We start from the raw sequence: 16004 nt of genomic DNA on the forward strand, positions 1-16004 counted from the left end.
CAGGGGCGAGATGCAGGACCTGACACGATGAAGGGCATTGCGCTCAAAGCCGGCGGATATCTGATCGGGCTCGCGGCGATCGCGTTCATCATCATTTATGCGTTGCCGAACGTCGCGTTTGGCGACTATCGGCCGTTCGACACGCCGCTGGTGCGCTGGCTTCTGATGGCGGCTGTTTCGATCGCCGCCATTTCCTATCTCGTTTTCGACGTCTACCGCCGCACCAAGGCGGAAAAGGAACTCGCCGCCGGGATGTCTTCGGGCGGCGACGCGGCGGAAGCAGGCTCGAACGACGACTCGCAAGTTCTGCAAGAGAAAATGAATGACGCGATCACGACGCTGAAAAAGGCGACGGGCGCGAAAGGCGATTTTCTCTACGATCTGCCCTGGTACATCATCATTGGACCGCCGGGCGCCGGCAAGACGACGGCGCTGATCAATTCCGGGCTGAAATTCCCGCTCGCGAAAGGGTCGTCGCCGCAAGCGATCGCCGGCGTCGGCGGCACGCGCTACTGCGACTGGTGGTTCACGGAAGAAGCGGTGATGATCGACACCGCCGGCCGCTACACCACGCAGGATTCCGACGCGAAAGGCGACAAGAAGAGCTGGCTCTCCTTCCTGCAGATGCTGAAACGCAGCCGGCCGAAACAGCCGATCAATGGCGTGCTGGTCTGCATCAGCGTCGAGGACGTGCTGAGTCTCCCGCAAGAGGAAGTCTACGCGCATGCGGATGCGATCCGCACGCGGCTCATCGAACTTCACCAGCATCTGAAAGTCGATTTCCCTGTCTATGGAGTCTTCACGAAGTCCGACCTGATCGCCGGCTTCATGGAGTTTTTCAGCCATCTCAATGAGGAGGGTCGACGGGCGGTGTGGGGCGCGACGTTCCAGACCGACGACAAGACCGCGAACATGATCGGCGAGGTGCCGGGCGAATTCGACCTGCTGATCCAGCGCCTCAATCAGGAAATGGTCGATCGCCTGCAGGAGGATCCCAATCCGACCGCGCGCGTGCAGATGTTCGGATTTCCGAGCCAGGTCGCCGCGCTCAAGAAGCCCGTCCACGACTTTCTCACGCGCATCTTCGAACCGACGCGCTATCACTCCAATGCGACGCTTCGCGGCTTCTATTTCACGTCGGGCACGCAGGAGGGAACGCCGATCGATCAGCTCATCGGCGCTCTGGCGCGCAGCTTCGGCACGCAGGAGACAGGCGCCGCGCAGTATTCCGGTCTCGGCAAAAGTTACTTCCTCACCGATCTGCTTCAGCAGGTCGTGTTCGGGGAATCGGGCTGGGTGTCGACAAACCGGTCGGCCGTGCGCCGCTCCGCATTCCTCAAGACGGCCGCCTATATCTTCCTCTTCCTCTGCTCGGCTGCAGCGATCGCGGGCTGGTGGATCAGTTACGGGAAAAACTCCGATCTCATCAACCGCGCCTATGCGTCGATCACGCAGTACAAGACGATCGCCGCCCCCGTGCGCGACGAGACGTCGATTTCAGATCGCGATTTCGCGCGCGTGCTGCCGGCGCTTCACCATCTGCGCAACATGCCCGCGGGATATGGCTCGCGCGACGAGAAGGTTCCTCTCGAAGCGACGCTCGGTCTCAGCCAATGGCCCCGGCTGAACGCTTCGGCGGAATCCGCCTATGAAATGGCGCTGCAACGCCTCTACCGTCCGCGTCTGATGTACCGGATGGAAGAGCGGATGCGCGACAACATCACCAATCCGGGCTTTCTGACCGAGGCGCTGAAAGTCTATCTCATGCTCGGCGGCACCGATCCGATCGACAAGGAGCGCGTGCTGCAGTGGTGGCGCGCCGACTGGGCGGAGAATCTGTTCCGCGGACCGCAGAACGCCGCCGGCAGGCAGGCGCTCGAAGACCATCTGGTGCGGCTTATCTCGCTCGATCCGCCGGAAGGATTCGCCGCCGTCGACATCGACCGTCAGCTCGTCGCCCAAGCCCAGGCGGCAATCGGGCGCATGAGCGTGTCGGATCGCGCATTCGAGATTCTTCGCTCAGCGTCGCGGTCCAACAGCGCGAAGGACTGGATCGCGCGTCGCAAGGCCGGTCAGGACGCGACGCTTGTGTTCGAGGGCGCGGGCGGCCTCGATCTCGATGCGATCAAGGTGCCCTACTTCTTCACCTATGCGGGGTTTCAGGAGGATTTCCTCGCGAAGATCCCGTCCGTCGCGGAACAAGTGCAGCAGGAGCGTAAACTGCTTGGCGACGTCGCCAATCAGTCGGCTCTCGCGGCGCAGTATGAAAATCTCGCGCCGGCCCTGATCGACCGTTACCAGAAAGAATACATATCGACCTGGCGGGCGGTTCTGGGGCAATTGCGCATCAAGCTGCTAACGGCCGACAAGCCACGCTATGTCGCGCTGCAAGCCGCCGCCGCGCCGACGTCGCCGATCGCGCAGATCATCGAATCGGTTGGGGTGGAGACCCAGCTCACGAAGGAAAAACCCGCTGGCGCGGCGCCCGCGCAAGGCGGAGCGGCACCTGCGCCGTCGACCGCGCCGAAGATGCTTGCGCCAGGCGGCGAACTTCCCGGCGCCGCCGTGGAGGCCGCGTTCCGGCCGTTCCAGCAGCTTACGGAGGGCGCGCGCGGGCAGCGTGGCGTCGATGAGCTTCTGCGCGGCCTAAGCGACATCTACACCTCGCTCGCCATGCTGAACGATCCGACGCGATCCGCCGAGGGGCAGGTCAAGTTCCGCGACAGCCTGCGCAATCTGCAGGCGACGGCGACGCGCTTCCCCGACCCGTTCAAGGGCATGATCCAGACGGCTGTCGGCGCGTTCGACAATGACGCGACAGGCACCACGATCGCGCGGCTTAATCAGTCGCTCGGCGAAGAAGTGACGCGCGCCTGTCAGCAGGCGATCAGCGGCGTCTATCCCTTCAGCAAGGCCAGCGACAAGGACATACCGATCCAGGAGTTCCAGCGGATCTTCGGGCCGAGCGGCGTCATCGACCGCTTTTACACGACGCGCCTCTCGCAGCTCGTCGACACATCGAAGTCGACCTGGACCTGGAACCAGGCCAATCCGGTCGCGCGTCAGATGTCGGCCAACATCGTGCGCGACTTCCAGCGCGCCAGTGAAATCCGCCAAGCCTTCTTCCCAGGAGGCCAGGCCGGCTTCACGTTCGTCGTCAAGAATCTGGCGCTTGGCGACGGAATCGAGAATGCGCGGCTGGAGATCAACAGCGGCGTTCTCTCGATCGACAAGCCGAAACCGCCTGAGGCGCCGTCCTTCTCGATCTTCGGCTCGGCGCCCCAGCCGCCGCCGCAGCCTCCAGCGATTCCGCAAGTGGTGACATTCCAGTGGCCCGGACCCGTCGGGCTGCAGGCTGCAGGCCTGGCCTTCCTGCCGGCGATCGCCGGCCGCCCCGCGCCGCCGCCCAAGAGCGGGCCATGGGGCGTGTTCCGGCTGTTCGATGGGGCGAATCGCGTGCAGCGCGGCGACGCGCTCGAATACAGATTCAGCGTCAGCGGCCGCGAAGCCACCTATCAAGTCAATGTCAGCTCGCTGCCGAATCCCTTTGTGGCGGTCAATTCGCTGCCAAGCTTCCGCTGCCCGGCGGTTCAGTGATGCCGTGCGGCCTGTTCGGAAAACTTCCGATGAAGCGCGACTTCATCTCTGTGGACATCCCGAGGGAGTTCCTGCAGGTCTGGGAGGCGTGGCTGCAGGGCGGCGTCGCGGCGAGCCGGATCGTGCTCGGAACCGGATGGCGCGATATCTTCCTTCGGGCGCCGATCTGGCGCTTCTGGCTCGGACCGGAAATCTGCGGAATGCCTGTCATGGGCTCGTTCATGGCCTCGGTTGACGGCGTCGGCCGCTTCTTTCCGCTAACCGCCATCGCCTATGGCGAGAAAGGCGACGCGTTCGAGCCGCCGCTGGCCGACATGCAGGAGGCCTGGTTCGGCGACGTCGAAAGCTTTCTGTTGTCGGCGCTTGAGGAGGGCGCATCCTACGACGCCTGCCTCGAGACGCTGCGCGCCCTGCCCGTGCCGGCGCGGATTCCCCGCCCTGCCGCGGACTCCGCCATCAAGGAGGCGCGCCGCGCGCTCATCGCCGAAGCCACGTCTGTGGAAGCGGTCGGGGACGCCTTCAAGACTTTGTTGGCGGAGCGGGACAGGCGGATGTATTCTGCAGCGAGTTTCTGGTGGACCATTGGCGGCGAGGAGTTTCCGCCGACCACCTTGTTTTCGGAAGGTCTGCCAGATCCGAACATCGTCACCTCGTTGCTGAGTGGACAATTCGAAGCTGCGTCGGGGAACTGAGATGTCGCTGGCCCGAAATTCGTCCTACGTCGTCAAATTCGAGACCGGCGCGGCGACCCATGTCGGCAAGGTCCGGCGGGCGAATGAGGACAGCTATATCGTCCTGCCGGAGCTCGGCATCTGGGCGGTCGCCGACGGAGTCGGCGGGCATGAAGGCGGTCAGTTCGCGAGCCAGACGGTTGCGGGCGACATCGCGTCGGTCGGCATGGCGGTCTCGCAAACCGATCAGCTCGCGCGCTTCAAGGATCGCATCCTGCGCGCCAACGACACGATCAAGCAGGCGGCGGCCGAGCGCGGCGCCGTGATCGGCACGACTGTCGCCGCCATCCTCGCCTACGGCCACAATTATTCGTGCGTCTGGGCCGGCGACAGCCGCGTCTATCACATCCGCGACGAGACGATCTCGCAGCTCACCCGCGACCACACCGAGGCGCAGGAACTGGTGGACAACGGCACGCTGACGCCCGAGCAGGCGAAGACCTGGCCGCGCCGCAACGTGATCACGCGCGCCATCGGCATCTTCGACGATCCCGATCTCGATGACCGCAGCGGCATGATCAAGCCAGGCGACGCGTTCCTGCTCTGCAGCGACGGCCTCACCGGCCATCTCTCGGATGCGGAAATCTGCGAACATGTTTCGACGATGCGCGCGCAGGACGCCTGCGACGCGCTGATCGCGGCGACTCTCGAGCGCGGCGCTTCGGACAATGTGACGATCGTCATCGTGCGCTGCCATGCGGCGGAGCGCACCAACTACATTCCCGCGTCCGGCCAGGACGTGGCTGGAAGTGAAGCATGACCCAGACGGTCATCCAGCTCTCGGGACGCAGCGGGCTCGCAGCGGGCACGCGACTGAACGATATCTATGAGCTGGAAAGCACCATCGCCGCCGGCGGCATGGGCGAAGTCTACAAGGGCCGGCTGATCGAAACGGGCGATCCCGTCGCGATCAAGATGATCAAGCCTGAGCTTGCGGGCAACGAAGCCGTGCTGTCGCTGTTCCGCAAGGAAGCGTCGGCGCTGCACTATCTCCATCACGACTCGATCGTCCGCTATTTCGTCTTCTCGGTCGACCGCAAGCTCAATCGCCCCTATCTCGCGATGGAATATGTCGGCGGCCCGTCGCTGTCCGACTATCTCAAGACGCGGCCGCTCACTTTCGATGAGGTCGCGATCCTGCGCAAACGCATCGCGTCGGGACTTCAGGTCGCCCATGACAAGGGCGTCATCCATCGCGACCTCTCGCCCGACAACATCATTCTGCAAGATGGCGAGATCAGGAACGCGAAGATCATCGACTTCGGCATCGCGCGCACGACGAAGCTTGGCCATGCGACCGTGATCGGCGACGGCTTCGCCGGAAAATACAACTATGTGTCGCCGGAGCAGCTTGGCCTGTTCGGCGGCGACGTCACCAATCGTTCCGATATCTACAGCTTCGGCCTCGTGCTCGTCGAAGCCTTGCTCGGCAAGCCGATCGACATGAGCGGCAGTCAGGCCGACGTCATCCAGAAACGGCAAAAGGTGCCGGATATCACGGGCGTCGATGCGCGGCTGCGCCCGCTGATTGAGAAGATGCTGCAACCGAAGCCGGAGGATCGCCCGGCTTCGATGGACGAGGTCGCGGCATGGACCGCGCCGGAAAAGAAGAAAAGCGGCCTCGGATTGATCGGCGCGGCGGCCGCCGCGTTGCTGGTGGCCGCCGGCGGCGCCGGCTACATGCTGCTTGGGCGCTCGCCCGCGCCAGGCCCCGTTCCGACGCCTCAGCCGCCAACAACGCCATCGGTGGTCGCGACGCATGATCCGACGCCGACGCCAAATACTCCGTCATTGCAGCCGTCGCAGACTGACCCGACGCCGCCGTCAAATAACACCCAGATCGCCTCGATCCCGCCGCAGCCTGCGCTGCCGCCCGTTGATCCGCCGGTCGAACCTCTCGCTGTGGCGCCGATGTCGCCGACCGAGCGCGCCAATCGGGTCTCGCAATATGTGCGCTATTTCGATGGCGGCCCGTGCCTCTATCTCGCGCCGACCGCGGTGACCGAGCGCACCGCTTCTGTCGACGCCTTCACGCTGTCCGATCAGCTCGTGCAGAATTTCGACACCGACTTCCGACTCGCGAACGGCTTCGCGCCGCAGATTTCGACGGCCCGCCTATCGGCGACGCAATGCCCCGCGGTCGCCTTCATGCAGCGCGTCGACCCCGACCGTGATCCCGCGGTGAAGTTCGATGTGCGGCAGTCGACCGTGAAGCCGGGCCAGCGCGTTCAGGGCGTGATCGAAGGCGTCGGCGACCGCGCGGTCGACATCATCACGGTCGGCGACACAGGGAAGGTGAAGACGCTGGGATCAGCGGTGAAGAAAGAGAAGGGCTCAGCCACGTTCGATGTGCGCCTTGATGACGACGACAACAGCCTGCCGGGATCGAAACTTGTGATCGCGGTCGTGTCGCCGAAGCCGATCGATTCGATGGCCACGGCGTCAAAAGCCAGCGCCTGGGACTTCTTCCCGCCTGTTCTCGAAGAGATCGACCGCAACAAGACGCCGACGCAGCTCATCGCAAAGCTCGTCCGCATCGAGCGATAGGCTCCGTTGATCGCTTAGCCGCGATCGACGAGCGCTCCATTGAGAATGAGATCGGTGACCTGCCGGCGCGCCTCCTCAAAGAACGCGTCATCGTCGACGCCTTTTCCCGCGACGGCTTCGACCTGCACGGCGAAGTCGGCATAGTGCTGCGTCGCCGCCCAGATCGTGAAAATGAGATGAAGCGGCGACACCGGCCGCATCTTGCCGCGGTCCATCCAGGCCTGGATCGTCGCCTGTTTCTCCGAGACGATCGCCGCCAGCGTCGTCGAGAGAATCTTTTTGAGATGCGGCGCGCCTTGCAGAATCTCCATCGCAAAGAGCCGCGACGCCTCGGGATGCGAGCGTGAATAATTCAGCTTGCTGGCGATATAGAGCGACAGCGCCTCGCGCGGCTCCGCGCTGGGATCGAGCGCAATGAGCGGTTTGAGCCACATCTCAAGCGTGCGCTCGAGAACGGCGGTGTAAAGCGCTTCCTTGCCGCTGAAATAATAAAGCAGGTTCGTTTTCGACATGCCGGCCAGCGCGGCGATCTCGTCGATCCGCGCGCCTCTGAGGCCATATTGTCCGAACAGGGTCAACGCAGCGTCGAGAATCCGCTCGACATTCGCCTCGCCCATCCGCGTCTTCGCGCGCGCCGCGCCCGCCATCTCGTTCGCCTTCCCCGTTTCGCTTCCATTCCCGAAAGCAACACTAGCAGAAGGTTGACCATTTGATCAAAACTATTAGGCTGGAACAGGTCCAATCACGCACGCAGGGGAGCGCGCGCCGGATGAACGTCTTGGCGACGGCTGGTCATGCCGAGCCGGCGCCAGTGGAGCCGGTAGATTCTCTCGCCGTCGATGCGCGCCGCCTGTCGCTGACCTATGAGACGCGCGACGGCGTCGTGCAGGCTCTCTCCAACGTCGATCTCGCGATCCGCGCCGGCGAATTCGTCAGCCTGATCGGACCTTCCGGTTGCGGCAAAACGACATTGCTGCGCGTGATCGCCGATCTGGAAAAACCGACCGGCGGCGCAATCAACGTCAACGGTCTCTCGCCGCTCGAAGCGCGCGAGCGTCGGCAATATGGCTACGTTTTTCAGGCGCCGGCGCTCTATCCTTGGCGCACGGTGGAGCGGAACGTCACTCTGCCGCTTGAAATCATGGGTTATGACGCCGCCGAGAGAAAAGAGCGCGCGCGGCGCTTTCTCGATCTTGTGCGCCTGACCGGATTCGAGACCAAATATCCCTGGCAGCTCTCCGGCGGGATGCAGCAGCGCGCTTCGATCGCGCGCGCGTTGTCCTTCGATCCGGCTTTGTTGCTGATGGACGAACCGTTCGGCGCGCTTGATGAAATCGTGCGCGACAAGCTCAATCTCGAACTGCTGAGGCTCTGGCGCGAGACTGAGAAGACTGTGGTTTTCGTGACCCATTCGATTCCGGAAGCGGTGTTCCTGTCGAGCAAGATCGTGGTCATGTCGCCGCGACCGGGCCGCATCATCGACGTGATCAATTGCGACCTGCCGCGCGACCGCGATCTCGGCGTGCGCGAGACGCCGGCGTTTCTTGCGCTCGCCCATCGCGTGCGTGAAGGCCTCAAGGCCGGGCACTCCTATGACGACTGACCGGCTGACGCTTCGCCTCGCGCGGTTTGGCGCCGACAGGGCGCTGCCGATTCTCGTGGTGTGCGCGGCTATTGTCGCGATCTGGTATGTCGCGGTGTTCTTCATGAATGAGCAGCTGCAGCGCGACTGGTTCGCCAATGCCGGCCGCGCCTATACGACGAGCGAGCTCGTGACGGGAACCATGAGTCAGGAGCGCCCTCGCCTTCCTGCGCCGCATCAGATCGTCGCCGAGATCGACAAAACCGTATTCGAGATCGCGCCAACATCGAAACGAAGCCTCGTCTATCACGGCGTGGTGACGCTGCAGGCGACGCTCGCCGGATTCCTCATCGGTTCGCTGCTTGGCGTTCTGCTCGCCGTGCTGATCGTGCATGTCGAGCTTCTCGAGCGCAGCCTGATGCCCTGGATCGTGGCGTCGCAAACGATTCCCATCATCGCGCTGGCGCCGATGATCGTGGTGATCATGAATCAGTTCGACGTGACCGGGCTGATCCCGAAGGCGATCATCTCGGCCTATCTCTCTTTCTTTCCTGTAACTGTCGGCATGGCGAAGGGCCTGCGCGCGCCCGATCCGCTGCAGCTTGATCTCATGCGCACCTATTCCGCCTCGCGCTGGCAGACATTCTTCAGATTGCGACTTCCCGCCTCGACTCCCTTTCTGTTCGCGAGCCTCAAGATCGCCGTCGCTGCGGCGCTTGTCGGCTCGATCGTCGCGGAAATGAGCAAGAGCGAGGATGGCGGCTTTGGCGCGCGGCTTCTCGCCGGCTCCTATTACGGCCAGACGATCCAGATCTGGGCGGCGCTGTTCGTCGCCTCCTTCTGCGCGGCGCTTCTCGTCGCCATCATCGGACTCGCGGATTGGCTCGTGATGAAGCGCATGGGGCGCGCGTCATGAGCGATCGTAGAGCGCTCGCGATCAATACGCGCGCGACGGCGGCCTGGCGCAAGGCCGGCGACGTGATGGCGTCGGCCTTGTTCGGACTCGTCGTGCTCGCATTTTGGGAAGGAGTGACCCGGGGCTTCAACGTTCCCGCCGTCATTCTGCCCGCGCCGTCAGCGATCGTGGCGCGCTTCGCGAATTCGCTACCGACGCTCGGCGTTGATTTCGTGCAGACGATCAAGGGCGTGCTTGCCGGCTACATCATCGGCAACGTGGCGGGGTTGCTGGTCGCGATCCTGATCGACCGTACGCCGTTCCTGCAGAAGGGACTTCTGCCGCTCGGCAATCTCGTCTCGGCGCTGCCCATCATCGCGGTCGCGCCGATCATGGTCATGTGGTTCGGATTTGACTGGCCGTCAAAAGCGGCCGTCGTCGTCGTGATGACGTTCTTTCCCATGCTGGTGAACGCCGTCGTCGGATTGTCCGCCGCGGGCGCGCTTGAGCGCGACCTCATGTCGACCTATGCCGCCTCTTGGGGAACACAGCTCCTGAAGCTAAGGCTGCCGGTGGCGCTTCCCTTCATCTTCAATGCGCTCAAGATCAATTCGACGCTGTCGCTGATCGGCGCGATCGTCGCTGAATTCTTTGGCACGCCCATCGTCGGCATCGGCTTCCGCATCTCGACCGAGGTCGGCCGCATGAGTCTCGACATGGTGTGGGCCGAGATCGCTTTGGCCGCCATCACAGGTTCGCTGCTCTACGCGGCCCTCTCTTTTGTCGAACGCAAGATGACATTCTGGCACCCTTCGTTCCGCAAGCGAACGTGACGAATTCGGCTCGCGAATTGCATCAATCGTCGGACTATTACAGCAGTATGCGCAACAAGGAGGAGAACCAATGAAGAAATTCGCAACTGCCGCGGCGTTGATCGCCGCAAGCCTCATCAGCGCGTCGGCGCAGGCGCAGGACAAATTGACGCTGCAGCTCAAATGGGTCGCGCAGGCGCAGTTCGCCGGTTACTTCGTCGCGAAGGACAAGGGCTTCTACAAGGAGGTCGGTCTTGACGTGACGATCAAGCCAGGCGGCCCCGACATCGCTCCGCCGCAGATCATCGCCGGAGGCGGCGCCGACGTGATCGTCGAATGGATGCCGGCTGCGCTCGCCGCGCGCGAGAAAGGCGTGCCGCTGGTCAACATCGCGCAGCCCTTCAAGCGTTCGGGCATGCAGCTCACCTGCCGCGCCGAAACAGGCGTGAAGACGCCGCAAGATCTCAAAGGCCGCACGCTCGGCGTCTGGTTCTTCGGCAACGAATATCCCTTCATGGCCTGGATGGCGAAGCTCGGTTACAAGACCGACGGTTCGGCGAACGGCGTGAAAGTGCTGAAGCAAGGCTTCAACGTCGATCCGCTGCTGCAGAAGCAGGCCGATTGCATCTCGACGATGACCTACAACGAGTTCTGGCAGGTGATCGACGCCGGCATTCCCGCCGACAAGCTCGTCGTGTTCAAATATGAGGATCAGGGCGTGTCGACGCTTGAAGACGGCCTCTATGTGCTTGAACCCAAGCTCAATGACGGCGCCTTCGTCGACCGCGCGGCGCGTTTCGTGAAGGCCTCGATGAAGGGCTGGGAATGGGCGCGCGCCAATCCTGCGGCGGCGGCGAAGATCGTTCTTGATAACGACACGACGGGCGCGCAGACGGAAAAGCATCAGGTGCGCATGATGGGCGAGATCAACCGTCTCACCGACGGATCGAACGGCAAACTCGTTCCGGCCGACTATGAGCGCACGGTGAAGACGCTGCTCTCCGCCGGCGGCGATACGCCCGTGATCACCAAGGAGCCGACCGGCGCCTGGACCACGAAAGTGTTCGACGCGATCAAGTAATTTCGAGCGTCGCCCGCTCGAATGCGGGCGACACGCCTTCAGACAGACAGAGAGAACGACCATGACGATCCTGATCCGCGGCGGAATGGTGGTGAATCACGATCATCGGCGGCGCGCCGATGTGCTGATCGATGACGGCTCGATCGTCGGGATCGCGGAAAAAATAGACGCGCCTGCCGGCGCAGAAATCATTGACGCCGGCGGCGCTTTTGTGATGCCAGGCGGCGTCGATCCCCACACTCATCTTGAGATGCCCTTCATGGGCACGACGTCGGCGGATGATTTCGAATCCGGCACGCTTGCGGCGCTTTCCGGCGGCACGACGATGGTCGTCGATTTCTGTCTGCCGGGTTCGAACCAGTCGCTCGCAGCGGCCTATCAGGAATGGCGTCACAAGTCGGAGAAGGCCGCGAGCGACTATGGCTTCCACATGGCGATCACGTCATGGAGCAAGCAGACGCATGACGAGATGGATGCGGTCGTCAAAACCTACGGCATCAACACCTTCAAGCATTTCATGGCCTACAAGGGCGCGCTGATGGTGAATGATGACGAGATGTTCAACTCGTTCCGTCGCTGCGCGCAACTCGGCGCCATGCCGCTGGTCCACGCCGAGAATGGCGACGTCGTGGCGCGCCTGCAGCAGGAATATCTGGCGAAAGGCGTCACCGGCCCCGAAGCGCACGCCTATTCCAGGCCGCCTGAAGTCGAGGGCGAAGCGACCAATCGCGCGATCATGATCGCCGACATGGCGGGTTGTCCCGTCTACATCGTCCATACCTCCTGCCGCGAGGCGCAGGAGGCGATCGCGCGCGCCCGCGCGCAGGGCAAACGCGTCTATGGCGAGCCGCTGATCCAGCATCTCGTGCTCGACGAGAGCGAATATCAGAACAAGGACTGGCAGCATGCGGCGCGGCGCGTGATGTCGCCGCCATTCCGCGACAAGAAAAACCAGGATGCTCTCTGGGCCGCGCTGCAATCCGGCGCGCTGCAGGTGGTGGCGACCGATCACTGCGCCTTCACCGATGAGCAGAAGCGCACGGGCCTCGATGATTTCACGAAGATCCCGAACGGCACCGGCGGCCTTGAAGATCGGCTCGCCGTGCTCTGGACCGCCGGCGTCAACACGGGGCGACTGACGCCGGAAGAATTCGTCGCCGCGACCTCCGCGAATATCGCGCGCATCCTCAATGTCTTTCCGAAGAAGGGCTCCGTGTCCGTTGGCGCCGATGCCGACGTGATCGTGTGGGATCCCAAGGCGACGAAGACGATCACGGCGAAGAAGCAGATGAGCCGCATCGAATATAATGTGTTCGAAGGCTATCAATGCACGGGCCTCGCGAAGGTCGTGCTGTCGCGCGGCAAGATCGCGTGGAAGGAAGGCGACGTGCGCGCCAAAGCGGGCGACGGGGCCTATGTGCCGCGGCCCGCCTTCCCCGCCGTCCATGTCGCCAACGCGACCTGGCGCGAACTGACAAGCTCCAAGCCTGTCGCGCGTGACTCCGTCACGCCGTGAACGATTGAGACTGCCATGACCGCCGCCACCAATCTTACGATCGATCCTCAGCGCCTGTGGGATTCTCTCATGGAGACCGCCAAGATGGGCGGCACGCCAAAGGGGGGAATCAAGCGCCTGACGCTGACCGATGAGGACAAGCGCGTGCGCGACTGGTTCAAGGCGCAATGCGAAGCATTGGGCTGCGTCGTCACGGTCGACGAGGTCGGCAACATGTTCGCGAGGCGCGCCGGCCGCAACAATGACCTCGCGCCGATCTGCATGGGCTCGCATCTCGACACGCAACCGACCGGCGGCAAGTTCGATGGCGTGCTCGGCGTGCTCGGCGGGCTTGAAGCGATGCGGACGCTGCACGCCGCGAATTATGTCACCCATGCGCCGATCGAGCTCGTCAACTGGACGAACGAGGAAGGTTCGCGTTTCGCGCCGGCGATGCTGGCGTCAGGCGTATTCGCCGGCGTGTTCAACTCGGACTTCGCCTGGTCGCGCGAGGATCGCGCCGGCGTTAAATATGGCGATGAGCTCGAGCGCATCGGCTACAAGGGCGTGGAGAAGGCGGGCGGCCACAAACTCGGCGCGATGTTCGAGTTGCATATCGAGCAGGGACCGATCCTCGAAGACGAAGCGAAGATGATCGGCGTCGTCACCGGCGTTCAGGGCATGCGTTGGTATGAAGTAACGGTGACAGGACAGGACGCGCATACCGGCGCGACGCCGATGCGGTTGCGCAAGAACGCGCTGCTGGGCGCCGCGCGCGTGATCGACGCGGTTGACCGGATCGCGCAGGAGCATGCGCCTGATGCGGTCGGCACGGTCGGGCTCATCGAGAACCGGCCAAATTCGCGCAATGTTATCCCCGGCGAAGTGTTCTTCACCATCGATTTCCGCCATCCCGACGACAAGGTTCTCGACGCGATGGAAGCGAAGTTCCGCGCGGCGTTGAAAGATGTGATGGAGCCGCTGAAGCTCGCCTATGACGAAAAGCGCATCTGGGATTCGCCGGCGGTGAAGTTCGCGCCTGAATTGATTGCGTGCGTGCGGCACGGCGCGGAGAAGTCAGGCTTCGCCATGCGCGACATGGTGTCGGGCGCAGGCCATGACGCCGCCTATATCGCGCGCGTCGCGCCGACGACGATGATCTTCGTGCCCTGCGCCGGCGGCGTCAGCCACAATGAATCGGAATCGAGCACCATCGACGAATGCGCGGCGGGCGCGCAAGTGTTGCTTGAAGCCGTGCTGGAATATGATCGGCGGCTTGAGGGATAAGCGCCCGCCGCTTCTTATTTCAGTGGGGCGGGATCGACCTTCTTCGAGCGCCGCTTGATGTCGGGATAGGGCGTTCCATCGCGCTTCACATACATCGCCGGCTTTCCCTGAGCCGGCGAGATCATGTCGATGTCGGGATAGATCGCGCCGTCGCCCGGGATGCGCGTTCCGACTTCGATGCAGAATGCGTCGAACTGCGTTCGGTTCTGCAGACAATGCCCATTGGGATCGCCCGCTTTGAATCCGGCGGCGTCGCCCGGGCGCAGAATCTCTTCGCCGTCATCGGTGACGAGCGTCACCTCGCCGCTGAGGACATAGACGAATTCGTCGGACTCCGTCTGCCAGTGCCGCTGGCTCGACCACGCGCCGGGAGGAAGGCGCAGCAGATTCACGCCGAATTGCGTCAGGCCCGCGGGATCGCCGAGCTTCGTCCTTTCGCGCGAAACGCAGGGTTCATCGTATGGCGGCGGATAGAATGTTCCGACGTTGGCGACGAGCGTCGCGACATCAATCTTCTTCGCCATGGGGGGCACCCGAACGAATCCTGTTCGGGCGATCATGAGCGGGAATGCGCGCCGCGTCTATTCCGCGGGAACGAACTCGTATTCATGCGCATGCGTGCTGCGCGGCTTCTCGACCGGCTCCTTCGGCATCGGCGCCGAGGCCATCGGATTGTTCGGATGCTCCTTCCAGGTGCGGTGGCCGCCGACCTGCAATCCGGTGCGCGGATCGACATAGCCGGCCGGGCGCGGCGTCAGCGTGATGCAATTGTCGACCGGGCACACGACGGCGCAGAGATTGCAGCCGACGCATTCCTCCTCAATCACCTCGAATTTTCTCACGCCATTGACCAGATGCGTGATCGCCTGATGCGACGTGTCCTCGCAGGCGATGTGGCAGCGGCCGCACTTGATGCAGAGATCCTGATCGATCTCCGCCTTCACGACATAGTCGAGATTGAGATGCTGCCAATCCGTCACCTTCGGCGTGGCGAGCCCAACGAGGTCGGACACGCTGCGATAGCCGCGCTCGTCCATGAAAGCGGAGAGGCCAGCGCTCATCTCTTCGACAATACGGAAGCCATAGACCATCGCGGCGGTGCAGACCTGCACCGTTCCAGCTCCGAGCGCCATGAATTCGGCGGCGTCACGCCAGTTCTCAATGCCGCCAATGCCCGAGATCGGCAGTCCGCGCGTGACTTCAGAGCGCGCGATCTCCGCCACCATGTTGAGCGCGATCGGCTTCACCGCGCGGCCGCAATAGCCGCCATGGGTGCTCTGTCCCCCGACATTGGGAAACGGCGTCATGTTGTCGAGATCAACGCCCATCACCGAATTGATCGTGTTGATCAGCGACACCGCATCGGCGCCGCCGCGCATCGCGGCCTCCGCCGGCTTACGGATGTCGGAGATATTAGGCGTCAGCTTCACGATGACAGGCATGCGCGTGTGTTGCTTGCACCAGCGCGCGACCATCTCGACATATTCCGGCACCTGGCCGACGGCCGCGCCCATGCCGCGCTCGGACATGCCATGCGGACAGCCGAAATTCAGCTCGACGCCATCAGCTTCGGTGTCCTCGACATGCTTCAGAATCTTCTTCCAGCTGTCTTCCTCGCACGGCACCATCAGCGAGATGATCAGTGCGCGATCGGGCCAGTTGCGCTTGACCTCCTTGATCTCGCGGAGGTTCACGGAGAGCGGACGATCGGTGATGAGCTCGTTGTTGTTGAGCCCCATGACGCGGCGATCAGGCGCGTGCCAGGCGCCGTAGCGCGGGCCGGAGACGTTGACGACCGGCGGCCCGTCCTCGCCAAGCGTTTTCCAGACTGCGCCGCCCCATCCCGCTCTGAAGGCGCGCTCGATGTTGTAGGCCTTGTCGGTCGGCGGCGCCGAAGCGAGCCAGAACGGATTCGGCGATTTGATTCCGCAGAAGTCGACGCGAAGATCGGCCATTCAAACCTCCTTCAACGTGTGA

At 63.2% G+C, this 16004-nt stretch carries 13 protein-coding genes; 10 read left to right on the forward strand and 3 right to left on the reverse strand.

Translation table 11 applies throughout. The annotated features are described in order from the left end of the window. Positions 1–27: 27 nt before the first annotated feature. Genes tssM through L8F45_RS11305 form a run of 4 tightly spaced genes read left to right on the forward strand, consistent with a single transcriptional unit; the run spans position 28 to position 6875 of the window. Complete coding sequence (gene tssM / locus L8F45_RS11290; RefSeq protein ID WP_342362968.1) at positions 28–3597, forward strand: type VI secretion system membrane subunit TssM; 3570 nt, start codon at positions 28–30, stop codon at positions 3595–3597. A gap of 29 nt (positions 3598–3626) precedes the next feature. Next, on the forward strand, positions 3627–4289 hold the full coding sequence (tagF, locus tag L8F45_RS11295) for a type VI secretion system-associated protein TagF (RefSeq protein ID WP_342362969.1): 663 nt from the start codon (positions 3627–3629) through the stop codon (positions 4287–4289). Position 4290: 1 nt separating this feature from the next. Continuing rightward, the gene (locus L8F45_RS11300) at positions 4291–5088 is read left to right on the forward strand and encodes a PP2C family protein-serine/threonine phosphatase (protein ID WP_342362970.1); all 798 of its coding nucleotides are present in this window, start codon (positions 4291–4293) and stop codon (positions 5086–5088) included. Next, a complete protein-coding gene (locus L8F45_RS11305) occupies positions 5085–6875 on the forward strand; it encodes a serine/threonine-protein kinase (protein ID WP_342362971.1) in 1791 nt (596 codons plus the stop codon). Before L8F45_RS11300 ends, L8F45_RS11305 begins: the two co-directional genes overlap by 4 nt. A gap of 14 nt (positions 6876–6889) precedes the next feature. Here the strand turns inward: L8F45_RS11305 and rutR are convergent, their stop codons facing one another. Continuing rightward, positions 6890–7522, reverse strand: coding sequence for an HTH-type transcriptional regulator RutR (gene rutR / locus L8F45_RS11310; RefSeq protein ID WP_342362972.1), 633 nt, complete (start codon positions 7520–7522; stop codon positions 6890–6892). 122 nt (positions 7523–7644) lie between these two features. Here rutR and L8F45_RS11315 point away from each other — a divergent pair, with 122 nt between their 5' ends. The 6 genes from L8F45_RS11315 (at position 7645) to L8F45_RS11340 (ending at position 14027) form a co-directional block, all read left to right on the forward strand. Further along, positions 7645–8478, forward strand: coding sequence for an ABC transporter ATP-binding protein (locus tag L8F45_RS11315; RefSeq protein WP_342362973.1), 834 nt, complete (start codon positions 7645–7647; stop codon positions 8476–8478). Further along, entirely contained in the window at positions 8468–9373 is a 906-nt protein-coding gene (locus tag L8F45_RS11320; protein WP_342362974.1) for an ABC transporter permease, read from the forward strand. Before L8F45_RS11315 ends, L8F45_RS11320 begins: the two co-directional genes overlap by 11 nt. After that, a complete protein-coding gene (locus L8F45_RS11325) occupies positions 9370–10185 on the forward strand; it encodes an ABC transporter permease (RefSeq protein WP_342362975.1) in 816 nt (271 codons plus the stop codon). The genes L8F45_RS11320 and L8F45_RS11325 overlap by 4 nt, the downstream gene beginning before the upstream one ends. Positions 10186–10255: 70 nt before the next feature. After that, positions 10256–11245 carry an ABC transporter substrate-binding protein gene (locus L8F45_RS11330; RefSeq protein WP_342362976.1) on the forward strand — a complete coding sequence of 330 codons (990 nt, stop codon included), beginning with the start codon at positions 10256–10258 and terminating at the stop codon, positions 11243–11245. A 61-nt stretch (positions 11246–11306) separates the two neighbouring features. Continuing rightward, positions 11307–12761, forward strand: a complete 1455-nt coding sequence (hydA, locus tag L8F45_RS11335; protein WP_342362977.1) for a dihydropyrimidinase — start codon at positions 11307–11309, stop codon at positions 12759–12761. Positions 12762–12776: 15 nt separating this feature from the next. Then, the gene (locus tag L8F45_RS11340; RefSeq protein ID WP_342362978.1) at positions 12777–14027 is read left to right on the forward strand and encodes a M20 family metallo-hydrolase; all 1251 of its coding nucleotides are present in this window, start codon (positions 12777–12779) and stop codon (positions 14025–14027) included. Positions 14028–14041: 14 nt separating this feature from the next. On the opposite strand, the gene L8F45_RS11345 is transcribed toward L8F45_RS11340, so the two are convergent. Then, positions 14042–14551: a cupin domain-containing protein gene (locus L8F45_RS11345; RefSeq protein WP_342362979.1), complete on the reverse strand. Its 510-nt coding sequence runs from the start codon at positions 14549–14551 to the stop codon at positions 14042–14044. Between the two features lie 57 nt (positions 14552–14608). Beyond that, the gene (preA, locus tag L8F45_RS11350; RefSeq protein ID WP_342362980.1) at positions 14609–15982 is read right to left on the reverse strand and encodes an NAD-dependent dihydropyrimidine dehydrogenase subunit PreA; all 1374 of its coding nucleotides are present in this window, start codon (positions 15980–15982) and stop codon (positions 14609–14611) included. Positions 15983–16004: the final 22 nt, after the last annotated feature.

Source organism: Terrirubrum flagellatum, assembly GCF_022059845.1.
Classification (GTDB): domain Bacteria; phylum Pseudomonadota; class Alphaproteobacteria; order Rhizobiales; family Beijerinckiaceae; genus Terrirubrum; species Terrirubrum flagellatum.

Excerpts from the sequence above, each read along its gene's own strand:
- rutR (WP_342362972.1), bottom strand. The coding sequence starts at position 7,522 with ATGGCGGGCGCGGCGCGCGCGAAGACGCGGATGGGCGAGGCGAATGTC.
- L8F45_RS11320 (WP_342362974.1), top strand. The coding sequence starts at position 8,468 with ATGACGACTGACCGGCTGACGCTTCGCCTCGCGCGGTTTGGCGCCGAC.
- L8F45_RS11330 (WP_342362976.1), top strand. The coding sequence starts at position 10,256 with ATGAAGAAATTCGCAACTGCCGCGGCGTTGATCGCCGCAAGCCTCATC.
- tagF (WP_342362969.1), top strand. The coding sequence starts at position 3,627 with ATGAAGCGCGACTTCATCTCTGTGGACATCCCGAGGGAGTTCCTGCAG.
- L8F45_RS11315 (WP_342362973.1), top strand. The coding sequence starts at position 7,645 with ATGAACGTCTTGGCGACGGCTGGTCATGCCGAGCCGGCGCCAGTGGAG.
- L8F45_RS11300 (WP_342362970.1), top strand. The coding sequence starts at position 4,291 with ATGTCGCTGGCCCGAAATTCGTCCTACGTCGTCAAATTCGAGACCGGC.
- L8F45_RS11345 (WP_342362979.1), bottom strand. The coding sequence starts at position 14,551 with ATGGCGAAGAAGATTGATGTCGCGACGCTCGTCGCCAACGTCGGAACA.
- tssM (WP_342362968.1), top strand. The coding sequence starts at position 28 with ATGAAGGGCATTGCGCTCAAAGCCGGCGGATATCTGATCGGGCTCGCG.
- preA (WP_342362980.1), bottom strand. The coding sequence starts at position 15,982 with ATGGCCGATCTTCGCGTCGACTTCTGCGGAATCAAATCGCCGAATCCG.
- hydA (WP_342362977.1), top strand. The coding sequence starts at position 11,307 with ATGACGATCCTGATCCGCGGCGGAATGGTGGTGAATCACGATCATCGG.
- L8F45_RS11305 (WP_342362971.1), top strand. The coding sequence starts at position 5,085 with ATGACCCAGACGGTCATCCAGCTCTCGGGACGCAGCGGGCTCGCAGCG.
- L8F45_RS11325 (WP_342362975.1), top strand. The coding sequence starts at position 9,370 with ATGAGCGATCGTAGAGCGCTCGCGATCAATACGCGCGCGACGGCGGCC.
- L8F45_RS11340 (WP_342362978.1), top strand. The coding sequence starts at position 12,777 with ATGACCGCCGCCACCAATCTTACGATCGATCCTCAGCGCCTGTGGGAT.